21 protein-coding genes are annotated in these 21,642 nt (G+C 47.5%); 11 read left to right on the forward strand and 10 right to left on the reverse strand.

The features are described from left to right. Positions 1 to 2: 2 nt before the first annotated feature. Positions 3 to 494 carry a hypothetical protein gene (locus ACTHSQ_RS03535; RefSeq protein WP_440371707.1) on the reverse strand — a complete coding sequence of 164 codons (492 nt, stop codon included), beginning with the start codon at positions 492 to 494 and terminating at the stop codon, positions 3 to 5. A 130-nt stretch (positions 495 to 624) separates the two neighbouring features. On the opposite strand from ACTHSQ_RS03535, the gene ACTHSQ_RS03540 reads away from it, so the two are divergent. Continuing rightward, positions 625 to 795 carry a hypothetical protein gene (locus tag ACTHSQ_RS03540; RefSeq protein WP_440371706.1) on the forward strand — a complete coding sequence of 57 codons (171 nt, stop codon included), beginning with the start codon at positions 625 to 627 and terminating at the stop codon, positions 793 to 795. 68 nt (positions 796 to 863) lie between these two features. Here ACTHSQ_RS03540 and ACTHSQ_RS03545 read toward each other — a convergent pair whose 3' ends face one another. Beyond that, a complete protein-coding gene (locus tag ACTHSQ_RS03545; protein WP_440371705.1) occupies positions 864 to 1,121 on the reverse strand; it encodes a SemiSWEET family transporter in 258 nt (85 codons plus the stop codon). 92 nt (positions 1,122 to 1,213) lie between these two features. After that, on the reverse strand, positions 1,214 to 2,344 hold the full coding sequence (gene carA, locus ACTHSQ_RS03550; RefSeq protein ID WP_440371704.1) for a glutamine-hydrolyzing carbamoyl-phosphate synthase small subunit: 1,131 nt from the start codon (positions 2,342 to 2,344) through the stop codon (positions 1,214 to 1,216). 393 nt (positions 2,345 to 2,737) lie between these two features. On the opposite strand from carA, the gene pilC reads away from it, so the two are divergent. Then, the gene (gene pilC / locus ACTHSQ_RS03555) at positions 2,738 to 5,953 is read left to right on the forward strand and encodes a PilC family type IV pilus tip adhesin (RefSeq protein WP_440371703.1); all 3,216 of its coding nucleotides are present in this window, start codon (positions 2,738 to 2,740) and stop codon (positions 5,951 to 5,953) included. A 277-nt stretch (positions 5,954 to 6,230) separates the two neighbouring features. On the opposite strand, the gene ACTHSQ_RS03560 is transcribed toward pilC, so the two are convergent. The 4 genes from ACTHSQ_RS03560 to tal all read right to left on the reverse strand — a co-directional run bounded on the left by ACTHSQ_RS03560 (position 6,231) and on the right by tal (position 10,436). Beyond that, entirely contained in the window at positions 6,231 to 7,238 is a 1,008-nt protein-coding gene (locus tag ACTHSQ_RS03560) for an IS5 family transposase (protein WP_440375943.1), read from the reverse strand. A 129-nt stretch (positions 7,239 to 7,367) separates the two neighbouring features. Continuing rightward, the gene (locus tag ACTHSQ_RS03565; RefSeq protein ID WP_003686784.1) at positions 7,368 to 8,102 is read right to left on the reverse strand and encodes a LytR/AlgR family response regulator transcription factor; all 735 of its coding nucleotides are present in this window, start codon (positions 8,100 to 8,102) and stop codon (positions 7,368 to 7,370) included. Positions 8,103 to 8,340: 238 nt separating this feature from the next. Next, on the reverse strand, positions 8,341 to 9,228 hold the full coding sequence (gluQRS, locus tag ACTHSQ_RS03570; protein ID WP_440371762.1) for a tRNA glutamyl-Q(34) synthetase GluQRS: 888 nt from the start codon (positions 9,226 to 9,228) through the stop codon (positions 8,341 to 8,343). Positions 9,229 to 9,380: 152 nt separating this feature from the next. Then, entirely contained in the window at positions 9,381 to 10,436 is a 1,056-nt protein-coding gene (gene tal / locus ACTHSQ_RS03575) for a transaldolase (RefSeq protein ID WP_003686774.1), read from the reverse strand. A 134-nt stretch (positions 10,437 to 10,570) separates the two neighbouring features. Between tal and ACTHSQ_RS03580 the strand changes: the two genes are divergently transcribed. The 7 genes from ACTHSQ_RS03580 to hpf all read left to right on the forward strand — a co-directional run bounded on the left by ACTHSQ_RS03580 (position 10,571) and on the right by hpf (position 15,945). Next, positions 10,571 to 11,545: a KpsF/GutQ family sugar-phosphate isomerase gene (locus tag ACTHSQ_RS03580; protein ID WP_003686843.1), complete on the forward strand. Its 975-nt coding sequence runs from the start codon at positions 10,571 to 10,573 to the stop codon at positions 11,543 to 11,545. A 66-nt stretch (positions 11,546 to 11,611) separates the two neighbouring features. Next, positions 11,612 to 12,148: a KdsC family phosphatase gene (locus ACTHSQ_RS03585; RefSeq protein WP_003686818.1), complete on the forward strand. Its 537-nt coding sequence runs from the start codon at positions 11,612 to 11,614 to the stop codon at positions 12,146 to 12,148. Further along, positions 12,145 to 12,726 (forward strand): LPS export ABC transporter periplasmic protein LptC, encoded by a 582-nt coding sequence (gene lptC, locus ACTHSQ_RS03590; protein WP_440371763.1) that lies wholly within the window; start codon positions 12,145 to 12,147, stop codon positions 12,724 to 12,726. Before ACTHSQ_RS03585 ends, lptC begins: the two co-directional genes overlap by 4 nt. Further along, a complete protein-coding gene (gene lptA, locus ACTHSQ_RS03595) occupies positions 12,707 to 13,237 on the forward strand; it encodes a lipopolysaccharide transport periplasmic protein LptA (RefSeq protein ID WP_254345256.1) in 531 nt (176 codons plus the stop codon). Before lptC ends, lptA begins: the two co-directional genes overlap by 20 nt. Positions 13,238 to 13,307: 70 nt before the next feature. After that, complete coding sequence (gene lptB / locus ACTHSQ_RS03600) at positions 13,308 to 14,042, forward strand: LPS export ABC transporter ATP-binding protein (protein ID WP_003679854.1); 735 nt, start codon at positions 13,308 to 13,310, stop codon at positions 14,040 to 14,042. Positions 14,043 to 14,225: 183 nt separating this feature from the next. Next, positions 14,226 to 15,581, forward strand: coding sequence for an RNA polymerase factor sigma-54 (rpoN, locus tag ACTHSQ_RS03605; RefSeq protein ID WP_440371764.1), 1,356 nt, complete (start codon positions 14,226 to 14,228; stop codon positions 15,579 to 15,581). A 49-nt stretch (positions 15,582 to 15,630) separates the two neighbouring features. Next, positions 15,631 to 15,945: a ribosome hibernation-promoting factor, HPF/YfiA family gene (gene hpf, locus ACTHSQ_RS03610; protein ID WP_003679851.1), complete on the forward strand. Its 315-nt coding sequence runs from the start codon at positions 15,631 to 15,633 to the stop codon at positions 15,943 to 15,945. 73 nt (positions 15,946 to 16,018) lie between these two features. Here the strand turns inward: hpf and ACTHSQ_RS03615 are convergent, their stop codons facing one another. Next, positions 16,019 to 17,296 carry an AmpG family muropeptide MFS transporter gene (locus ACTHSQ_RS03615; RefSeq protein ID WP_440363097.1) on the reverse strand — a complete coding sequence of 426 codons (1,278 nt, stop codon included), beginning with the start codon at positions 17,294 to 17,296 and terminating at the stop codon, positions 16,019 to 16,021. Between the two features lie 257 nt (positions 17,297 to 17,553). Continuing rightward, positions 17,554 to 17,727 (reverse strand): hypothetical protein, encoded by a 174-nt coding sequence (locus tag ACTHSQ_RS03620; RefSeq protein ID WP_224783520.1) that lies wholly within the window; start codon positions 17,725 to 17,727, stop codon positions 17,554 to 17,556. Between the two features lie 911 nt (positions 17,728 to 18,638). Between ACTHSQ_RS03620 and ftnA (ACTHSQ_RS03625) the strand changes: the two genes are divergently transcribed. Beyond that, a complete protein-coding gene (gene ftnA / locus ACTHSQ_RS03625) occupies positions 18,639 to 19,124 on the forward strand; it encodes a non-heme ferritin (protein ID WP_003686837.1) in 486 nt (161 codons plus the stop codon). A 16-nt stretch (positions 19,125 to 19,140) separates the two neighbouring features. Then, the gene (ftnA, locus tag ACTHSQ_RS03630) at positions 19,141 to 19,638 is read left to right on the forward strand and encodes a non-heme ferritin (protein WP_003686798.1); all 498 of its coding nucleotides are present in this window, start codon (positions 19,141 to 19,143) and stop codon (positions 19,636 to 19,638) included. A gap of 171 nt (positions 19,639 to 19,809) precedes the next feature. Here ftnA (ACTHSQ_RS03630) and pgi read toward each other — a convergent pair whose 3' ends face one another. Then, positions 19,810 to 21,450 carry a glucose-6-phosphate isomerase gene (gene pgi, locus ACTHSQ_RS03635; protein WP_440371765.1) on the reverse strand — a complete coding sequence of 547 codons (1,641 nt, stop codon included), beginning with the start codon at positions 21,448 to 21,450 and terminating at the stop codon, positions 19,810 to 19,812. Positions 21,451 to 21,642 lie beyond the last annotated feature (192 nt).

Genomic DNA, 21,642 nt, shown 5'->3' on the forward strand with positions numbered 1-21,642 from the left:
GGTTAATCCTTAGTTAAATTTAATGTATTGTATATTTTTCTAATCTTGAAAAGCATACGTATCCAAATATCAATCTCTGTTTGAGTTACATGTGAACTTAATTCTTGTTTTAACTGATTTCGAGTTTGATTAATGTATTGTCTTATTTGTTTTCCAGCAACTAATATTTCTTGTATTTCAATATTATTAGGTTTATTTAATTTAGATGAAATATTAACAAAATCATCATATGAAGAATGAAGTGATAGACTTCGAGTTCTATTTAACCAAGTTTGTATCGTTTCCTCATTTTTACTACACTCTTCTAAAATGTTTGCGCATGAATCACTAAAATTTATAAGGTCATTAATTTCTTTTTTTAAGAGCTCTATATCTTTTATTTTCTTTGATAAAATTTTATTTTTTACCATATTAATTGATTTAGGTACGCCCAAGCCTACAAGAAATGTACCCAATTCTGCATAATCTTTTATGATGGTAAAGAAATCTGACATCGTATTTCCCTATATATAAATTAACAAGCGTAGGTTGGGTTGAAAACCCAACACAAACCGCTTAATCATCTAAAAACGTTGGGTTTGGCAACCCAACTTACTTTAGTAAGCCGTAGCTCGTATGTAGGGTGTGTGGTACGCACGCACGCGTTCTCCATTTTCCCTGCAACCCCAACCCACCGAGTGCGTGCCTTGCGGTACACACCCTACCGACGGGTTCAAAGGTCGTCTGAAAAAACGCTCGCGGCGTTTGTTCCATCTGCCTTGCGATAAAGGCTGCCTGAAAAATTCCTGCTGTTGATATTTCGGGCATTCTTTTTCAGACGACCTTTTGCGTTTTTATGTTGCACAGGCCGTCTGAAAACTTCCTTAAAAACTAGTGACAAACGTAATCAAGCCCAAAATGATGCCCGGGGCGTTTGCCAGTATGATGGGGTAGTCGCGTTTTTCTTTCAAAAAGCCGTAGGCAAACCATAATGTGCAGTTGATGGCGGCGACGAGGGGTTGCAACGGCGAGCCGGGGTTGCCGGCAAGGTTGTTTTGGATTTGCGGGATATAAGAAACGTACATACCGACGGAGGCCAGGGTGGCGACTACGGAGAGGATGCGCATTTGTTTTTCAGTCATGGGAGTTTCCTTTCTGACTTGAGTTACAGGGTTTTGAACTGCTTGATTTTCAGACGGCCTGCCGGATTTGACGGCCGTCTGAAAAATTCGCTTTATTGCTTCGCCGCTTTCATATTGTCAATGAATTTGTCGAACAGATAGCCGACATCCTGCGGGCCGGGGCTGGCTTCCGGGTGGCCTTGGAAGCAGAACACGGGTTTGTCGGTCAGCTCGATGCCTTGCAAGGTGTTGTCAAACAAGGATTTGTGGGTAATGCGTGCGTTGGCAGGCAGGGTGTCGGCATCGACGGCGAAACCGTGGTTTTGGCTGGTAATGACGACTTTGCTGCTATCCAAATCTTGTACAGGGTGGTTGGCACCGTGATGGCTGAAGCGCATTTTCAGGGTTTTCGCACCGATGGCGAGGCTGATCAGCTGGTGTCCCAAACAAATGCCGAAAATCGGTTTGCCGCTTTCCATCAGTTTTTGTACGGCTTTGATGGCGTAGTCGCAAGGCTCGGGGTCGCCGGGGCCGTTGGACAGGAATACGCCGTCAGGATTGAGTGCCAAGACTTCTTCCGCGCTGGTTTGTGCAGGAACGACGGTCAGGCGGCAGCCGCGAGAGGCGAGCATGCGCAGGATGTTGGTTTTTACGCCGAAATCGTAGGCGACGACGTGGAACGGTTGTTCGGCAGGGGTAACGAAACCTTTGCCCAACGCCCATTCGCCTTCGGTCCATTCGTAGGCTTCTGTGCAGGAAACTTCTTTCGCCAAATCTTTGCCGACCATGCTGCCGAACGCGGCGATGAGTTCTTGCGCTTTTTCAACCGTAGCGTCCGCACCTGTCAGAATTGCGCCTCCTTGTGCGCCTTTTTCGCGCAGCAGCGTGGTCAGGCGGCGGGTGTCGATGTCGGCGATGGCGACGGTTTTGTTGCGCACCAGATAGTCGTGCAGGCTTTCGGAGGCGCGGAAGTTGCTGTGCAGCAGCGGCAGGTCGCGGATAATCAAGCCTGCGGCATAAACGCTGCGGCTTTCTTCGTCTTCGGCGTTGGTGCCGGTATTGCCGATGTGGGGGTAAGTGAGGGTAACGATTTGTTTGCAGTAGGACGGGTCGGTCAGGATTTCCTGATAGCCGGTCATGGAAGTGTTGAACACGACTTCGCCGGAAGTCGAACCTTCGTAACCGATTGATGTACCGTGAAATACGCTGCCGTCAGCGAGAACGAGAAGAGCCGGAGTGGTCATGATGGAATCCTGTTTGCCTGATGATGGTCGGTTCGAAAAAATGGGTCAGGCCGTCTGAAAAATAAAAATTGTTTACAAAAAAGACAGCCTTCGGAAATCTCGGCTAAAAAAAAACACGCTCCGCAGCTTTGATTTTGCTGTGTAACGTGCTTTTTCAGACATAGCTGCCTATGCCGTAGAAGCAATGCATTCTACGTCAAAAAGCCATATCGTTCAAGCTGTGTTTTGGCAACGGATTTTCCCTTTACAATCATGAAGTCTGTTTCATTTTCGCCATTGTTCGCCACATTAGACAAAAAAACAGCCCGAACCCCACATAAATGACATCGTAAATGTTAGAATCGCATTCCGAGAAAATAAAAACAACGTCATCATCCGTTAACCGACGATTTTATGAAAAAAGAACGCATTATGAAAAACAAATCTTCACGTTGCCCCGGCTCCATCCGTCCGATGATTTACAGCATCGCCTCCGCGCTCGCCTTGATGAGCGGGGTGGCAAATGCCACAGCAGGCGAGTTTGCCAAAGTCCCACTGTATCTGCAAACTGAATCTAAAATTAATAAACAGCCCGAAGTTAAACACAACATTATGCTGTTTATTGATGATTCAGGTAGTATGGATGAATATATTGGCAGTAAAACCCGTATTCAGATTACAAAGGATGCGTTAAGTAAAGTTTTGGAGGAACATGGTAGTACATTTAACTGGGCATTGCAGACTTTAAATAATAGCGGTGGGAGCGATACTCCTGATGACAAAGGATTTACCATGCCGGCAACTGAGATTGCCAAGAGGGTAAAAAGTATTAAGGCCAAAGGAGGTACGCCGACTACCTCGCGTTATTTCGAGTTGGTCAGTCAAATTGTGATGCCGAATGTGAAATACCGTTGCCAGAAATCATATGTGGTTTTGATGTCTGACGGTGATGCCAATTTGAGCTGTGGTTTGGATAATACAGGATACAAATGGCCTAAGTCTGATTTTAAATATGGGGATTTAAGCCGCTATTCGGATTATTATCGACGAAATATTTCTCTGGAAGAACCAAAGTATAGAGAAGCATATAATTATTTTGGGTATAGGCAGGCGGGTTCTTGTCAGAAGCGGGAATTGGGGGCATATGATACCTCTTGGGATATAGATGATGGCTTAGCTTTCTTCAGTAAAAAACTTGCAGAGCAGGATTTTAAAACCGACGGAACGGATGCTGCAGGTAAAAGCTGGAACGGCGATCCTAAAGATCCTGCGGATTACAGCAAACAACTGGTGCAGACCTTTACCGTAGGCTTCGGGCAAGGTATTTCGCCCTCAGGAAAGAGGTATTTGCAGCTGGCTGCCAGCCGCCCCGAGTATTATTATGAGGCAGATAAACCCGAAAGTTTGTCGAAGGTATTTAACGACATTGTAGAGCAGATTAAATCTGGCACGAAAAATGTGGGTTACGACGATGTTGGTGCGACCGCGCCTGCAACGACCAGCAGCAGCCTGCCTGAGATGTCGGCAGTTATCGGTTTGAAAACAAACTCTTGGAGTAGCCAGATTATTTTCCAAAGATTAGGGAAGGATGGTCGTCGTAGTGAAGAATTGAAGCTGTACCCGTCGTTTGCAAACCGTAAAACCCTGATTAATACGGGTTCAAGTACTTATTTTATTAATAATATTCCCAATAATACTTTAAACAATGCCTATTTTGATATTGCAGATGCAGCTAATGGTAAAAATTCGGATGAATGGCGTGATTTGCTGAATTGGACGGGGCGTATCGGTGATGATAAATCAATACAAGATAAATCAAAAAACACACCGTACAGTCAAGTTTACCGTATTCGGGAAGGTGATCAGCGTGATTTGGGCGATATTTTGGACGGTTCGGTTGCTGCTGTCGGTAAGGACAAGTATAAAGTTGGCAACGATACGATCAAGCGTCAGAAATATATGGTTGCGGCTGCGAATGACGGCATGGTGCATTTGTTCCAAACCTCGTCAGATGCAAATCATCCGTATGAACTGAAAGTCAGCTACATCCCTTCGACAATGGAGCGGGATGTCGCAGATGGTAATAATGTGAAGACGGTTACTTTGGCAAAAGTTTTGAAAAATATTGCCAAAGACAGCTATACGTCGTCTATTACCAATCATGAATATATGGTTAACGGCGGATTTACCTTGCGTCAGACTTCTGAAAATGATACTCAGCGCGTATTTATGTTTGGTGCGATGGGTCAGGGTGGTCGTGGTGCCTATGCCCTGAATATCGGCGGTAATGTAGATAAAGCTACCAAAACAGGTTTGGATGTCACTGATACCGAGTGGAATAAAACAGTTCCATTGTTTGAAACCATCAAAGGTGAGGAAAACACATTGGGCTATACCATTGGTACGCCGCAAATTGGGCGTGTCTCGGTCAGCAGACCTGCCGATAACGGACGTGTAGATATAAAAGAAAACATTCGCTATGCAGGTTTTCTTGCCAGCGGTTATCGTGTTGAAGATAAAGCCGATACGAAAAATGAAACAGCATTGTATGTATATGAAATGCTAGGTAAGGAAGTTGGTACAGGCGATAAGCGTGGTAATGATACAGGTAAAGCACCGGGCGATTTGTTGAAAAAAATCGAAGTTCAAGACGGTGTAGGCGGTCTGTCCACGCCGACCCTTGTGGACACTGATTTTGATGGTGTAATTGATGTTGCGTATGCGGGCGACCGTGGAGGCAATATGTATCGTTTTGACCTGCGCGGCGAAAAACCGGACAACTGGAAGGTTGTTAAAATCTTTACGGGTTCACCCAGCAAACCGATTACCTCCGCACCTGCCGTTTCACGCCGCAGAGCAAACGAATATGTCGTGATTTTCGGTACGGGCAGTGAGATTTATCAAAATGATCTGACCAATAAAGACAAGCAATCTATTTACGGTATTTATGAAGATTTGACACCGAATCAGACCGTAACCGCTGCTTCCGAAAGTGATTTGCAGCAACAAGAGTTTCGTCCTGAAGAAAAAGGAAAAGAAGGCTATATTTATCTAACTAACAACCAGGTTGCCAAAACCCAAAAAGGTTGGAAAATCGATTTGCGTGATGGTGAACGGGTAAACGTCAAACCGACTATGATCTTGCGTACTGCTGTTGTGACTGTGCGTCGCTATGATTCTGTTACAGAGGAAAAATCTGCAGGTGCCGATGTTTGTTTACCAGCAAGTACGAGCGTGAAAACTGCAGCAAAAACTTCGTTCATTGGTGTGAATGCTGATAATGGAGGTGCATTGAACGCACGCAGCGCGCGTTTTACGCCTGATACCGTTATTCGGAAGCTGGACGGCTTTGGTATGCAATACGCCAATGGTTTGACTCAGGATGGGGTTATCAACTTTACCTTCCTCAATCCGAGCAAATTGGATGATTCCCCTGTGACCGCAGACGGGGATTCAGGTGGTACGGGTACGGATAAAGAGCTTTCTGTTACGTCGAGTACGCCAAATAACAAATGCTTCTCCAATAAAGTAACCCGCAGCCTACTGTTAAATAAGGGTGAGTCTCTGGCAGTTGAGGGTGGTCGTATCTGTGGTTTGAAACGTATCAGCTGGCGCGAGCTGTTTTTCTGATTGGTTCGTGCAAACGAATGAAGACCAAGAGGTCGTCTGAAACTTGGAAACAGGTTTTCAGACGACCTTTGTTTTATAGTGGATTAACTTTAAACCAGTACGGTATTGCCTCGCCTTGCCATACTATCTGAGACCTTTGCAAAAAAATCTTTCCTCCAACAGCCGAAATCCCAAACACAGGTTTTCGGCTGTTTTTGTTTCAAATATCCACTGATTTTACTCAAATACCCCCTTAATCCCCCTTGAATACCTGATTAATCAGGCATCCGGCCGCCTTTTAGGCGGCAACAGGCACACTTAGCCTGTTAGCCGCTTTCAACAGGTTTAAACACATCGCCTTCAGATGGCTTTGCGCACTCACTTTAATCAGCCCGAAATAGGCTGCCCGGGCGTAGCGGAATTTACGGTGCAGCGTACCGAAGCTTTGTTCGACCACATAACGGGTCTTCGACAAATATCGGTTACGTTTGGTTTGCGCTTCCGTCAGCGGACGGTTGCGGCAGGCTTTGCGCATAATGCCGTCCAGCAACTGGTGTTCTTTCAGATGTTGTCGGTTTTCCTTGCTGTCGTAGCCTTTGTCGGCATAGACGGTCGTACCTTCGGCTATCCCTTCCAGCAAAGGTGACAGATGGTTGCACTCATGGGTATTGGCGGGGGTGATGTGCAGTTTCTCGATATAGCCTTCCTCATCGGTACGGGTATGTTGTTTGTAACCGAGTTTGTAGAGGCCGTTTTTCTTTGTCCAACGGGCATCTTTGTCCTTACTCGGTGTGGTTTGGCCGCTGACTTGTCCTTCCTCGTCGACTTCTATGGCCTGACGCTGTTTGCTGCCGGCAGTCTGAATAATGGTGGCATCAATGACGGCGGCGGATGCTTTCTCTACTTTTAGGTTTTTTTCGGTCAGTTGGCGGTTAATCAGTTCCAACAGTTCGGACAGGGTGTCGTCTTGCGCCAGCCAGTTGCGGTAGCGGCATAAGGTGCTGTAATCGGGGATGCTCAGTTCGTCAAAACGGCAAAACAGGTTGAAATCGACGCGGGTGATGAGGCTGTGTTCGAGTTCGGGATCGGAGAGGCTGTGCCATTGTCTGAGCAGGACGGCTTTGAACATGGACAACAGGGGATAGGCGGGACGGCCGCGATGGTCTCTAAGGTAGCGGGTTCTTTGACGATTCAGGTACTGTTCGATCGGTTGCCAATCAATCACTTGATCCAACTTCAATAGTGGGAAGCGGTCGATGTGTTTGGCGATCATGGCTTGTGCGGTTTGCTGGAAGAAGGTGGTCATGGAAAATCCCCTAAATGTCTTGGTAGGAATTTAGGGGATTTTGGGGAATTTTGCAAAGGTGTCAGGCCGTCTGAAAATATCTTTTCAGACGGCCTTTGATTTAAAGAGAGCCAATCAAGGAGTGCATTGTTAGATGCTGTTTTTAATGATTTTCCTCAGGGTGGACAGTTGTCGGCGGCTGACAGGCAACGGAGTTGGAATATCGAGAATTTTAGCACCCCATGTGGATGCGTATTCGTCGTTTTCGTCATCGTCCAGTCGAATCAGGCTGTCGAGGGTGTGGCGGAAGACGAGGGCATTGCGGTGGATGCGGATGACTTTATCGCCCAGCAATTCTTCCCAGTAAACCAATGTTTTCGGTAATTCGTAGCTGTGGCCGTCGCCGGTAAACAGATAGACGGTTTTGTGTTCCGCCATCAGGTAACGCGCCTGTTGCCATGGGATTTCAACCATACGCTCGCGGTTGTACACTTTGAAATGGGTGAAACTGTCTGCTTTTTCGCGGTTTTTCTCGATGATGCGGTCAAGCGCGGTTTGCAGGCGGGTCATTTTGATTGGTTTGAGCAGATAGTCTGCGGCAGCCAGCTCAAACGCGCGCAGGGCGTGTTCTTCATAGGCTGTGGTGAATACAATTTCCGGCTGGCGCTTGGCGGTACGCTTAATGCGTTCGACAAACTCGAGACCGTCGATTTCCGGCATGCCGATGTCGGCAAAGACGATGTCGACTTCGTGGACGCTCAGCCACTCCAATGCTGGCATGGCATGGTGAAAGACGTTGAGCAGTACGACATTGCACTCTTCCAATAATACACGTAAGCGTTCTGCTGCTAATACTTCGTCTTCTACAATAATGGCACTTGGCATAGCGGTATTCTTTTTGTTGTATCGTGGGAGATCTGCCGCGTTTTGTCATCCTCAATAACGCGTCAGCCGTATGTTGTTACAACCTTGAAATTATCAGTTTGTGACAATTTTAGGAAATTTTCAAAATATACATGATTTTTCGCTTCTTGGGCATGGTTTGGGATGAATCGGAAGATTACTTACATAACTTTATGAAATATTGTAATACCTAGAGTAATTTTGTTGTAATCGTGCTAATTCAGTCTGTGATAATGGACGATTTTGGGATTTTGTCCATTTGCCAGTGTACCACCGCCCAATCAAGCAATTCTTGAGGATGGTTCACGGCTGGCGCATCGGGTAGGTTGAGATAGGTTAGGACTTGGCGCAGGAGTTGTTCTTTTTGATTCAAATCCAAAGCCGGGGCAAGGGTTTGTTTCGACCATTTTTGCCCTTGGCTGTTGGTCAATAGGGGAAGGTGGGCGTAGGCCGGTGTAGGAACGCCGAGGCATTGTTGCAGATAGATTTGGCGCGGTGTAGAAACAAGCAAGTCCTGACCGCGGACAATATGCGTTATGCCTTGATCAGCATCGTCGGCAACCACGGCAAGCTGATATGCCCAATAGCCGTCGGCACGAAGCAGGACAAAATCGCCGATATCGTGTGCCAGATTTTGTGCGTAATGTCCGACAATGCCGTCTGAAAAACCGATCATGCGATCAGGAACTTGAATGCGCCATGCCGGAGTTTTGTTTTGCGTGTCGGGTCTTTGCTGAGGATTGCGGCAACGGCCGTTATATACAAATCCGTCTGCGCCATGTGTTGCCGCCGCCTGCCAGTCTTTGCGGCTGCAATAGCAGGGATACACCAGCCTGGCTGTTTTAAGGCGGTCGAGGGTGTCTTGATATAGGTCGTAACGGCGGCTTTGATAGGCGACTTCGCCGTCCCACTCAAAACCGAAAGCTTCGAGTGTGCGCAAAATGTCGGCAGCGGCGCCGGGCATTTCGCGCGGGGGGTCAAGGTCTTCAATGCGGACCAGCCATTTGCCCTGATGAACGCGCGCGTCGGCATAGGAGGCAACGGCGGTCAGTAGGGAGCCGATATGAAGCAGGCCGGTAGGGCTGGGGGCGAAACGTCCTATATACATGGCAGGGTGTTTTTGTAGGGCAGGGGCAGTATGCCTGCACGGTGTTCAAATCGTGATAGAAAAGGGCGTGCCGTACACGCCCGAATTTGGGTTTCAGACGGCCTGAGACTTTTCAAAATGATTTAAGTTTCTCGGCCGTCCGTTCAATCCGCTTAAGCCAATGGAGCAAGCAGTTTGGCGAAAGCTTCTTCAAATTGTTTCAAACCGTCTTCCTGCAAACAAGTTGCCAAAGTTTCAACATCAATGCCGAGTTTGGCGGTTTCGGCAAGCTGCGCTTGGGCTTCGTCCGTGCCTTCGGTCAACGTGGCTTTGGCGGTGCCGTGGTCGATAAAGGCTTTGAGTGTGGCATCGGGAACGGTGTTGACGGTATGGGCGCCAATCAGGCTGTCAACGTACAAAGTGTCAGGATAGGCAGGGTTTTTCACGCCAGTAGATGCCCACAAAAGTTGGACGCGGTTGGCACCTTTTTCGGCAAGTGCGGCAAATTCGCTGCTGCCGAAGTATTGCGCCCAATCTTGATAGGCGGCTTTGGCCAGCGCAATGGCGACTTTGCCTTTGAGGTGGTCGGGCAGAGTGGTGTCCAATGCGGCATCGACACGGGAAATAAAGAAGCTGGCGACAACTTGAATATGGGAAACGTCATGTCCTGCCTTCAAACGTTTGGCAATGCCGTGCGCGTAGGCCGCATAGGCTTTGAGGGTTTGGACGCGGGAGAAGAGCAGGGTCAGGTTGACGCTGATGCCGTCTGAAACGAGGGTTTCAAGTGCTTCGATGCCTTCATCGGTTGCCGGTACTTTAATCATGGCATTTTTGCGGCCGATGGCGGCGTGCAGGCGGCGCGCTTCTTCAACTGTACCTTGCGCGTCTTTGGACAATTCAGGCGAAACTTCGAGGCTGACGAAGCCTGTTTTGCCACCGGTGGATTCGTGTTCGGCAAGGCACACGTCGCAAGCGACTTGCACATCGGCAACCGCCATGGTTTCGTAGCGTTGTTTCGGGGTCAGGTCTTGCTGTTTGAGCGCGGCTACTTCATCGGCGTACAGTGTGTCTCCGGCAAAGGCTTTTTGGAAAATGGCAGGATTGGAAGTTACGCCACACACACCTTGCTTCAGCATTTCTGCCAATTCGCCGCTTTGTACCAGCGAACGGGAGAGATTGTCCAACCAGATTTGTTGTCCTAATGCTTTAACGTCCGATAAAATAGTCATCTCAGATTCCTTTTACATAATAGGTTTGTTTGTGAAGTGGCGGTAATGCTACGCCGATTCGATGAATTTGAACAGTTTACAGCTGATTAATTTGGGCAAAACAAACCTAAATTCAAGCACGAAAGGTGGCTTTGATGGCGGAAAACACACTTTATCTCGACTGGGCGCGCGATGTATTAGATACGGAAGCCGAAGGTTTGCGTGAAATTGCGGCGGCTTTGGACCATGATTTTGTCCGTGCGGCGGAAGCGTTGTTGCACTGCAAGGGCAGGGTCGTCATTACCGGCATGGGTAAGTCCGGACACATCGGCCGCAAAATGGCGGCGACCATGGCTTCCACCGGCACGCCTGCGTTTTTCGTCCATCCTGCCGAAGCGGCGCATGGCGATTTGGGCATGATTGTCGATAACGATGTCGTGGTTGCCATTTCCAATTCCGGCGAAAGCGATGAAATTGCAGCGATTATTCCGGCGTTGAAACGCAAAAACATCACGCTTATTTGTATCACTGCCCATCCGACTTCGACCATGGCGCGCCATGCCGATATCCATATTACCGCGGCGGTTTCCAAAGAAGCCTGTCCGCTCGGCCTTGCGCCGACTTCCAGTACGACTGCCGTAATGGCATTGGGTGATGCGCTGGCGGTGGTGTTACTGCAGGCGCGTGCGTTTACGCCGGATGATTTTGCTTTAAGCCATCCGGCCGGCAGCTTAGGCAAACGCCTGCTGCTGCGCGTAGCGGACATCATGCACAAAGACGAAGCCCTGCCTGCCGTTTTGTTGGGCACGCCGTTGAAAGAAGCCATTGTCCGCATGAGTGAGAAAGGCTTGGGCATGTTGGCGGTAACCGATGCCGAAGGCCGTCTGAAAGGCGTATTTACCGATGGCGACTTGCGCCGTCTGTTTCAAGAACGCGACAGCTTTGCCGGTTTGAAAGTGGACGACATCATGCACGCTTCGCCGAAAACCATCTCTGCCGACCGCCTTGCCACTGAAGCTTTGAAAGCTATGCAAAGCGGCCATGTGAATGGTTTGCTGGTGGTCGAAGAAAACGGCGTACTGATTGGCGCTTTGAACATGCATGATTTATTGATGGCACGAATTGTCTGAAACGATGGCAAAAACGTTTTCAGACGGCCTTATGCTAGAATAGGCCGTCTGAAATAAGGAAACCTTATGCAAAACCTCTCTTCCGACCTGCAACAACGCGCTTTAGGTATCAAACTGCTGATACTGGATGTGGACGGCGTTTTGACCGACGGCCGCATTTTTATCCGCGACAACGGCGAAGAAATCAAATCGTTCCATACTTTAGACGGACACGGATTGAAAATGCTTCAGGCCAGCGGTGTGCAAACTGCAATTATTACCGGCCGCGATGCGCCTTCCGTCGGTATCCGCGTGAAGCAGCTCGGTATCAACTATTACTTCAAAGGTATTCACGACAAACGTGCCGCCTACGCCCAATTACGCGAACAGGCCGGTGTGGAGGAGCATGAGTGCGCCTTTGTCGGCGACGATGTCGTTGATTTGCCCGTGATGGTGCGTTGCGGATTGGCGGTCGCCGTCCCTGAAGCGCATTGGTTTACGTTGCAATACGCCCATTATGTAACCCGACGTTCCGGCGGCGCAGGCGCGGTGCGTGAAGTGTGCGATTTGATTATGCAGGCGCAAGGTACGCTTGAACCTGCTTTGAAAGAGTATGTACGATGAAAATCAGATGGCGTTACGGAATCGCCTTTCCGCTGGTGTTGGCCGTTTCACTCGGCGCATTGGCGGCGTGGCTCGGCCGCATCAGCGAAGTGCAGGTCGAAGAAGTCGTCCTCAATCCGAATGAGCCGCAATATGCGATGAAAGGCATCAACGGCAAACGTTTTGACCAAGAAGGCCGTCTGAAAGAAAACCTGAGCGCGGTCGATGCCGTCCAATATCCCAATAGCGCGGACGTGCATTTGGACAAACCGCATCTTTCGTTTTACCGCGACGGCAGCCTGCTGTACGAAGTCGGCAGCGACAAGGCCGCGTACAATATTCAAAATAAGAAAGTCGTTTTTGAACAGAATGTCGTCTTAAACAAAGCGGCAGATGCCAAGCGTTTGGCCGGTATCGTCAAAACCGAACGTTTGAATGTCGATACCGAGGCGCAATACGCCTATACCGACAGCCCCGTTACTTTCCAATACGGACAGTCCGGCGGTCAGGCAAACGGCATGACTTATGACCACAAAACCGGTTTGCTGAATTTCCCTTCCAAAGTGAAAGCCACAATTTATGATACAAAAAATTTGTAAAACCTTAGCCCTTGTTGCCGTTTTTGCCGCCAGCCCGGCTTTTGCCCTGCAAAGCGACAGCAAGCAGCCGATTCAAATCGAAGCCGACCAAGGCTCGCTTGACCAAAACAACCAAAGCACTACCTTTTCCGGCAACGTCATCATCAAACAAGGCACGCTCAATATCCGTGCCGGCAGCGTAACTGTTTCGCGCAACGACAAAAGCGAGCAGTTGATGAAAGCCACCGGCTCGCCCGTCAAATTCAGCCAAGAGTTGGACGGCGGCAAAGGCGTGGTCAACGGCCAAGCCAATACCGTCACCTATTCTTCCGCAGCCAGTCTAGTTACCCTGACCGGCAATGCCAAAGTACAGCGCAGCGGCGATGTGGCTGAAGGTGCGGTCATCACTTACAACACCAAAACCGAGGTTTACACCATCAACGGCAGTGCCAAATCCGGTGTGAAATCCGCCGCCAAATCCGGCCGCGTCAGCGTTGTCATCCAGCCGTCCAGCACGCAGAAAAACAAATAAGAAAACACACAAAAAGGCCGTCTGAAAAAGGTTCAGACGGCCTGAGGTCAATATCGAAAGTCAACAGAATATGAGCGCAAACAACAGCCGTCTTGTGGTTCAAAACCTGCAAAAAAGTTTCAAAAAACGCCAAGTCGTCAAAAGCTTCTCCCTTGAAATCGAAAGCGGCGAAGTCATCGGCCTGCTCGGTCCCAACGGCGCGGGTAAGACCACCAGCTTTTACATGATTGTCGGCCTGATTGCCGCCGATGCGGGCAGCGTGATGCTGGACGGACAAGAGTTGCGCCACCTGCCCATTCACGAGCGCGCCCGCCTCGGCGTCGGCTATCTGCCGCAGGAAGCCTCGATTTTCCGCAAAATGACCGTGGAACAAAATATCCGCGCCATTTTGGAAATCAGCATGAAGGACAAAAGCCGCATCGATGCCGAACTTGAAAAACTGTTGGCCGATTTGAACATCGAACGCCTGCGCAACAACCCTGCGCCGTCCTTGTCCGGTGGTGAACGCCGCCGTGTCGAAATTGCGCGCGTGCTGGCCATGCAGCCGCGTTTCATTTTGCTGGACGAACCTTTTGCCGGCGTTGACCCGATTGCCGTCATCGATATTCAGAAAATCATCGAGTTTCTCAAATCACGCGGTATCGGCGTATTGATTACCGACCACAACGTGCGTGAAACCCTCAGTATCTGCGACCGGGCCTACATCATCAGCGACGGTACGGTATTGGCTTCGGGCAAGCCGGATGATTTGGTCAATAATGAACAAGTCCGTTCGGTTTACTTGGGTGAAAATTTCAAATATTGAATGCATATTTGACGGTAATCGCAAAACCGGTTTCACACGAGGCTCTCATTTTAATTGAGGGTAGCTCTAAATATTGAAATAATTACTAAGAATACAAATATAATACCGATAACCTAGTTTTTCAGACGGCCCTCCGTACAAAGGCCGTCTGAAAAACTATCCATACACTTCGAAAAAAACACTATGTCTTCACTCGTCCTTAAACTCAAACAGACCCAGCAGCTCAACCAGCGGCTGCAGCAGTCTTTGCGCATCTTGCAGATGTCGGGTCTTGAGCTTGAGCGCGAAGTGGAAGACTGGTTGTTAGACAATCCTCTGCTTGAGCGTCCGGAAACCGATGAGTTTGCCGATAGCGGGCTCAATCGTGCCGTTACCATGCCGCGTGCAGGTCAGCAGTTGAGCGGCGACGATGCCGAAGATATTTGGAGCAACATCGCCGAAGAAGAGGACTTCAAACACTATCTGCATGCCCAAGTGTGCGAGCATCCGCTCTCGCAAGTGGAAGCGGCCTATGTTCACGTCTTGATTGATTTTTTGGACGAACAAGGCTACCTCACCGACAGCCTCGAAGAAATCATCGACCACACGCCGTTGGAATGGATGCTGGACGAAGAAGCCCTGCAAAATGCGCTGGATGTATTGCAAACCTTTGATCCGTCCGGCGTGGCGGCGGCGGATTTGACCGAGTCGCTCATGCTGCAGCTGATGCGTTTACCGGCTTCTCCTGCCCGACAAATGGCTGCGCATTTGGTGCAAAGTTCGCTTCAAGATTTAGGCAAAAACCGCAAACAAAACGTTCTGCGTTTCCGCAAACTCTATTCCGATACCGACAGTGAAACCATAGAAGCCGCGCTCGATATGATTGCAGAGCTCAATCCCTATCCGGCCTACGGTTTCGCCTCTGCCACGCCCACGCCTTATATTCAGCCTGACGTTTGGGTCAAAGAGGGTAAGGACGGCTGGGAAGTCATCAGCAACGAGGCGGCTTGGCCGAAGCTGCAGCTCAATCAGGAGTATTGCGACCTGATGAAATCAGCGGAAGAGGGCGCATCGGAGTGGAAGGAAAAAATCAACGAAGCCAAGCAGCGCATCGACTCTTTGGAGCTGCGTAAAAGCACCGTCATCCGCCTTGCCGAGTATATCGTCAAAAATCAGGAAGATTTTTTCATCTTCGGAGAAATCGGACTGTCGCCCATGCTAATGAAAGATGCTGCTGCCGAATTGGGTTTGGCGGAAAGTACCATCTCGCGCGCCGCCAATCAGAAATATTTGTCTTGCCCGCGCGGCCTGTTTGCGTTACGCTATTTCTTCACACAGGCAGTGAATGCTGATGATGACGGCGAAGGGTTCAGCCAAGGCGCAATCAAAGCCGTATTGAGCCAGCTGATTGAAAGTGAAGACAGCAGCAAACCTTATTCGGACGAGACCCTCGTCAAATTATTAAAACAACGCGGCATTGAAATCGCCAGACGTACAGTTGCAAAATATAGAGAATCATTAGACATACCACCGGCACACAAACGAAAATTTACCGAGTAGATATATTCCGATCCGTTTTGACGGACTAATCAACCGAAGGAGCTGTATCATGAATCTGAAAATCACCGGTCTGAATTTTGATGTTACCGAAGCCATCAAAAACTATGTTTCCGATAAGTTGGCACGAATCAATCGCCACGCCGACAACATCATCTCTGTGACCATTACGCTCTCGGTGGAAAAAGTCAATCAAAAAGCCGAAGCCGATGCGCATCTGGCAGGTAAAGATTTGCACGTTGAAGCGATTGAACAGGATATGTACGCCGCGATTGATGTTTTGATGGACAAACTCGACCGCGCCGTTTTGAAACATAAAGAAAAAAGCGGTGATGTCCGCAGTACTGTCAAACCTGCTGCCGAATAAAGTTTTTGTATGATAAAGGCCGTCTGAACATTCAGACGGCCTTTTGTTTTACTAGAAGTTTTAGACTGGCAATCTAGTTACTCACTTTTTCGCCATTCCATGGTGCCACTTTAAACAGCAGCAACATGCCCGGTATGCCTAAAGCAAAACACAGCCAGTAGAAATTAAAGTAACCCATCGCTTCAATCAGATAACCTGCAGAGGCGTTGATAAATGTACGCGGTACAGCGGAAAGGCTGGTAAAGAGGGCTAATTGAGTGGCCGTAAATGCTGGATTGGTTTCACGAGCCATATAGGCAACAAACGCCGCTGTACCCAGACCTACGCCCGCTGCTTCTGCACCAATCACAGCCGCAAGCATCATTTGCTCTGTCAGTGTGATGGCTTCAAATTTGCCAAAATTTGCCAACCAGGCAAAGCCTAGAATAGTAACCCATTGCGCCACGCCGAAAACCCATAATGCCCTGTTGATCCCGAGTTTCAACATCCAAATACCACCGGCAATGCCGGCAATCACAGCAGGCCACAGGCCGGCATTTTTGGCAATGAGGCCGATGTCGGTTTTGCTGAAGCCCATGTCCAGATAAAACGGTGTAGCCAAAGAAGTGGCCATGCTGTCGCCCAGTTTGTAGAGAAAGATAAACAGCAATACCAATATGGCCTGTTTGATTCCTTTGCGGGAGAAAAACTCACTGAAAGGGTCAGAAACTGTTTGGGCAAATGTACGCGACACAGATGGTGGAATGTCAGGCTCTTTAGCTAAAAATAAGGTCATTAGCAGACCGGGCAGCATAAATAGTGCAGTAATGATGAATACGTTGTGCCAAGGCATCAAGTCGGCCAAAATCAAGCTGAGTGAGCCAGGTACCAAAGCAGCAATACGGTAGGCATTGACGTGGATAGAGTTGCCTAAGCCTAATTCTTCATCTGACAAAATTTCGCGGCGAAATGCATCCAATACAATATCTTGGCTGGCAGAGAAAAAGGCGACCACCAACGATAAGCCCATAATTACATATAAATGCTGAGCAGGATTTAGGAAGGCGTAAATGAGCAAGGTCAGCAGCAAACCAATTTGCGTAACCAGCATCCAACCGCGTCGCCGTCCTAAAAAAGGTAATCTGACCAAATCAATGACGGGAGACCAGATAAATTTCCAAGTGAAAGGCAGCCCGATAAGTGCCATCAGGCCGATGGTTTTCAAATCGACATGTTCGCTGCGCAACCATGCCGGAATCAGGTTGATCAGAAAATAAAGCGGCAGCCCCGAAGTGAAGCCTGTAAAGATACAAATCAGCATACTGCGCGAGAAAATCTTACGCCAAGTGCTGGTTTGGGGTGCGGTGGTCATAGTGGAATCAATAAAAAAGAAAAGGGATATTGTAGCAAAGATGGGGGATATGGCGAATGAGCTTCTGCTATCTTTATTGAATAAAGGCCGTCTGAAACTTTGACAAATTAAGTTTCAGACGGCCTTTTGTTGGAACAACTGGTTTGGCGGGCAACGGAGACTTCAGGACGGAAGAAGGGTTGCTTGGGTGTATTCATAAAATTGAAGTTAAGAAAGTTACAGACGACCCCTAGAGATCGTTTGAACGATGAGAAATATCAGTGGTAATTTGTGCCGTCAGTGTAGCCGTTTCCTGATTTGTCCACAGCAAAAGCAGAAATCGGACCGACCGTTACTGTCCCTTTAGGCTGAGTTTCTTGGTAATACTCATATGCTGCAACACCCATACCAGTTGCAGCACCAACAGCAGCACCAATTGTGCCACCGACCATAATAGCTGGTCCGGCAGGAATACTGCCAAAAGCTATACCGACACCCAGACCAATACCTGCACCAATTGATCCTCCTATTTATGCACCATTTGCTCCTCCTTGAAGGATTCTCTCTCCTAAGCCTCCTCCATAAATTAGTTCCAGATCCTCAATGGATAGTTCAATCATGTTATTTTTCCTTTTCAAAAAAATTAGATGTAGAATATTGAGTCAATACACCCAATATGGAAAAAATAATAAAAGCATGAATATAAATCATAAAATCAACATTATCTCCTTGGTAGCTTTCATAAATAAAAACGATTGGTATTGATATACAAATTAAAATATACAGGTACTTTGAAATTACCAGTAACTTATACACAAATTTTGATTTCATAGCCTAGTCTTTCATTTGAATAAAATCTACCCTAATCAACTTTCCAACCAACTTCCTAACTTCTTCATGCTTTCCCTGATTGAAGTTAACCAGTAGATTTTTCAACAATATGTATATTATGTTAAATAATAAATGGTAATTGTCACATTCAAATATTAAGGATAACCTACTTTGAAACTATATCGCTTTGATGCGTAATTCTATAAAAAACATTGAATTTTCATGTTTTCTATTTATCCAGTATTTTGGAGTTGATAAGTGAGAGCAAAAAACTTTGGAAATCTACGATTCTCCTTCCAACACCTCATCATTTCTCTAGAGAATTTAGGCAAAGGCGATATTGATAACTCATTTCATTAAATGGAACCAAATGAGAATGATTTATTTATAAAATCCTTTTAAATTAATGGGTTACAATAAAAATTGATAAAATAAAATTGACTATTCTCAATAAAATGAGTAAAATTCATTCGCAAATACAAATTTTGTATTGTGATACATCTATTAACCGCATTAAGAAAAGGAGTTAGTTATGCTAAGTAAGTCAATTACAGCAAAATTAAACGAACAAATTAATCTCGAGTTGTATTCATCAAATGTCTATTTGCAAATGAGTGCATGGTGCCATAAACATGGTTATGAAGGCGCTGCAGCATTTTTACTTCGTCATGCCGATGAAGAATTGGAACATATGCAAAAGTTGTTTACTTATGTGAGCGAAACCAGTGGAATGCCTTTGTTAGGTAAAATTGACGCCCCTAAACACGATTACGCTTCATTAAAAGAAGTTTTTGAAACAACACTTGAACACGAAAAACTAGTGACATCTAAAATTAATGAGTTAGTTGAGAGTACTTTTGCAGAAAAGGATTACTCTACTTTTAACTTCTTACAATGGTATGTAGCTGAACAGCATGAAGAAGAAAAATTATTTAACAGTATTGTTGATAAATTCAAACTTCTTGGTGAAAGTGGTACAGCGCTCTACTACATTGATCGTGAATTAAAAACTTTATAAGAATAGGAGAAATAAAATGTTATCAAATAGCGTGATTAAACTATTAAATGATCAAATGAATTTAGAGTTTTATTCTTCTAACTTATATTTACAAATGAGCGCCTGGTGCGAACAACAAGGTTTCGAAGGAGCTGCAAAATTTTTATCAGAGCATGCGGCTGAGGAAATGCAGCATATGCGTAAACTCTTCACTTATTTAAATGAGACCGGCGCATTGGCTATCATCACACAAATTGATGAACCACCTCATCAATTTTCATCATTGAAACAAGTACTTGAATTAACTTATGAACATGAAAAGTTAATTACCTCTAAAATCAATGAATTAGTTGGTAGAACTTTTGAAGAGAAAGACTACTCTGCCTTTAACTTCTTACAATGGTATGTGGCTGAACAACATGAAGAAGAAAAATTATTCAGTGGAATTTTGGATAAATTAAATCTTCTTGGTGAGGATGGTAAAGGTTTGTTCTTAGTTGATAAAGATTTAGGCGCATTAACAACAAACAACTAATCAAGTCTGATGAAAAAGGCTAAGTCATTATCGATTTAGCCTTTTTTTATATCAAAATCTAGCTACTTTTGTCTAAAAGTGCGGTGCTTTAACGGTTCATTCTTACCGCCGATTAGGTTTTGAAATGCCCGTAAGACAGGCAGATATGCTTGTCTTACGGGCATTTTATTTTCAGACGGCCTTCGATCTTGCGTTGCAGTTGCGGTAGAAGGCGATCAGACCGTTGGTGGAGCTGTCATGTGCCGGCGTGCCGCGTTCGAGTTCGGGTTCGATGGTTTTGGCCAGCTCTTTACCGTATTCCACGCCCCATTGGTCGAAGGGGTTGATACGCCAAATCACACCCTGTACGAAGGTGCGGTGTTCGTAAGCCGCTATCAGCATGCCGAGGTTGAAAGGCGTCAGGCTGTCGATGAGCAGGCTGTTGCTCGGACGGTTGCCGGGGAATTCTTTTTGCGGTGCAAGGCGGTCGCGTTCGTCTTGGGGCAGGGCGGCCAATTCGATTTGCACTTCGTCTAAGGTTTTGCCTTTCATCAGCGCTTCGGCTTGGGCGAAGGCATTGGCAACGGTAAAGCGGTGTTGGCGGTGGTTGCCGTAGACTGTGGTCATGGGGACGATGAAGTCGACGGGAATCAGACGCGTGCCTTGGTGCAGAAGCTGGAAGTAGGCATGTTGGCAGTTGACGCCTTCATCGCCGAAGACGATGCCGCCGGTGGTGCAGGAAACAGGTTGGCCGTCTGAAGTACGCTGTTTGCCGAGGCTTTCCATATCTAACTGGTTGAGCCATGGTGTGAAGAGGCGCATGTTGTGGCTGTATGGGACAACGGTTTGGCCGTCTGAATGTTGGAAGTTGTTGTACCAAACATTGATGAGCGCCATCAGGACGGGAATGTTGCGGCGGAATGGCGTTTCGAAGAAGTGGGTATCCATCGCATGTGCGCCGGCCAGCATTTTGCGGAATGCTTTTTCGCCGACGGCAACCATCAGCGGCAGGCCGATAGGAGACCAGACGGAATAGCGGCCGCCGACCCAGTCGGACATGGCGAAGACTTTGTCGGGGGAGATGCCGAAGTTTTGGGCGGCGGCCACATCGGCGGAAATGGCGCAGAAGTGGCGGTAGATGCCGGAATCAGGCAAACCTGCATCTCGGTACCAAGTACGCGCCGCATAGGCATTGAGCAGGGTTTCCGGTGTGCGGAACGATTTGCTGGCAATGCTGAATACGGTGGTCTCGGGATTGAGGCCGAGAAGGGTTTGGGTTAGGTCGGCATCATCGGAATTGCTGACAAAGTGGACGCGGATGTTTTGCCAATAAGGCTGCAGCGCCTGTGTGGCCATGCGCGGACCCAAATCGGAGCCGCCGATACCGATGTGAACCAAGTCGGTAATCGGTTTACCGGTAATGCCTGCGTGGGTGCCATCTAAAAGTTGGCGTGCGAACTCGAGTGCGCGGTTGAGTTCGTGATGAATATTGGGCACGATGTTTTCGCCGTCAACGTAAACAGGTTTGGCATTGGCAGGCAGGCGCAAGGCAGTGTGGAGGACGGCGCGGTGTTCGCTGGTGTTGATTTTTTCACCGCTGCTCATGGCCCGCATATATTGTGATAAATCGGCCGCTTCGGCCAGTTGGCACAATAAATCAAGGGTATTTTCATCTAGACGGTTTTTGCTGTAATCAAATAACAAACCGTGCAGAATTTCGTGCATATTATTGAAACGTTCGGCATCTGCGGCGAAGCGTTCGCGCAGAGTGACGTGTTGAGTATCGGCATGATGGGCTTCCAAAGCCTGCCATGCGTCTGAGTATGCGGACATCTCGTTTCCTTAGTATGTAACGGTAAACAAGCAGGGTATCTATTTTCTGCTTTTTGTAGTTGTTTGTAGTTTAACAAATTTGGACAACTTTTGGGAGGTGGTAGGGGCGGTTTTGTTTAAGAAATGTATGCAAAATGCAATATAAACGGTTGATTATCATCAAGTTTCTGTAAAAAAAAGGGGGTATGACAC

Origin of the sequence: Neisseria sp. P0009.S008, assembly GCF_051958615.1 — a bacterium.
GTDB classification, from domain to species: Bacteria; Pseudomonadota; Gammaproteobacteria; order Burkholderiales; family Neisseriaceae; genus Neisseria; species Neisseria subflava.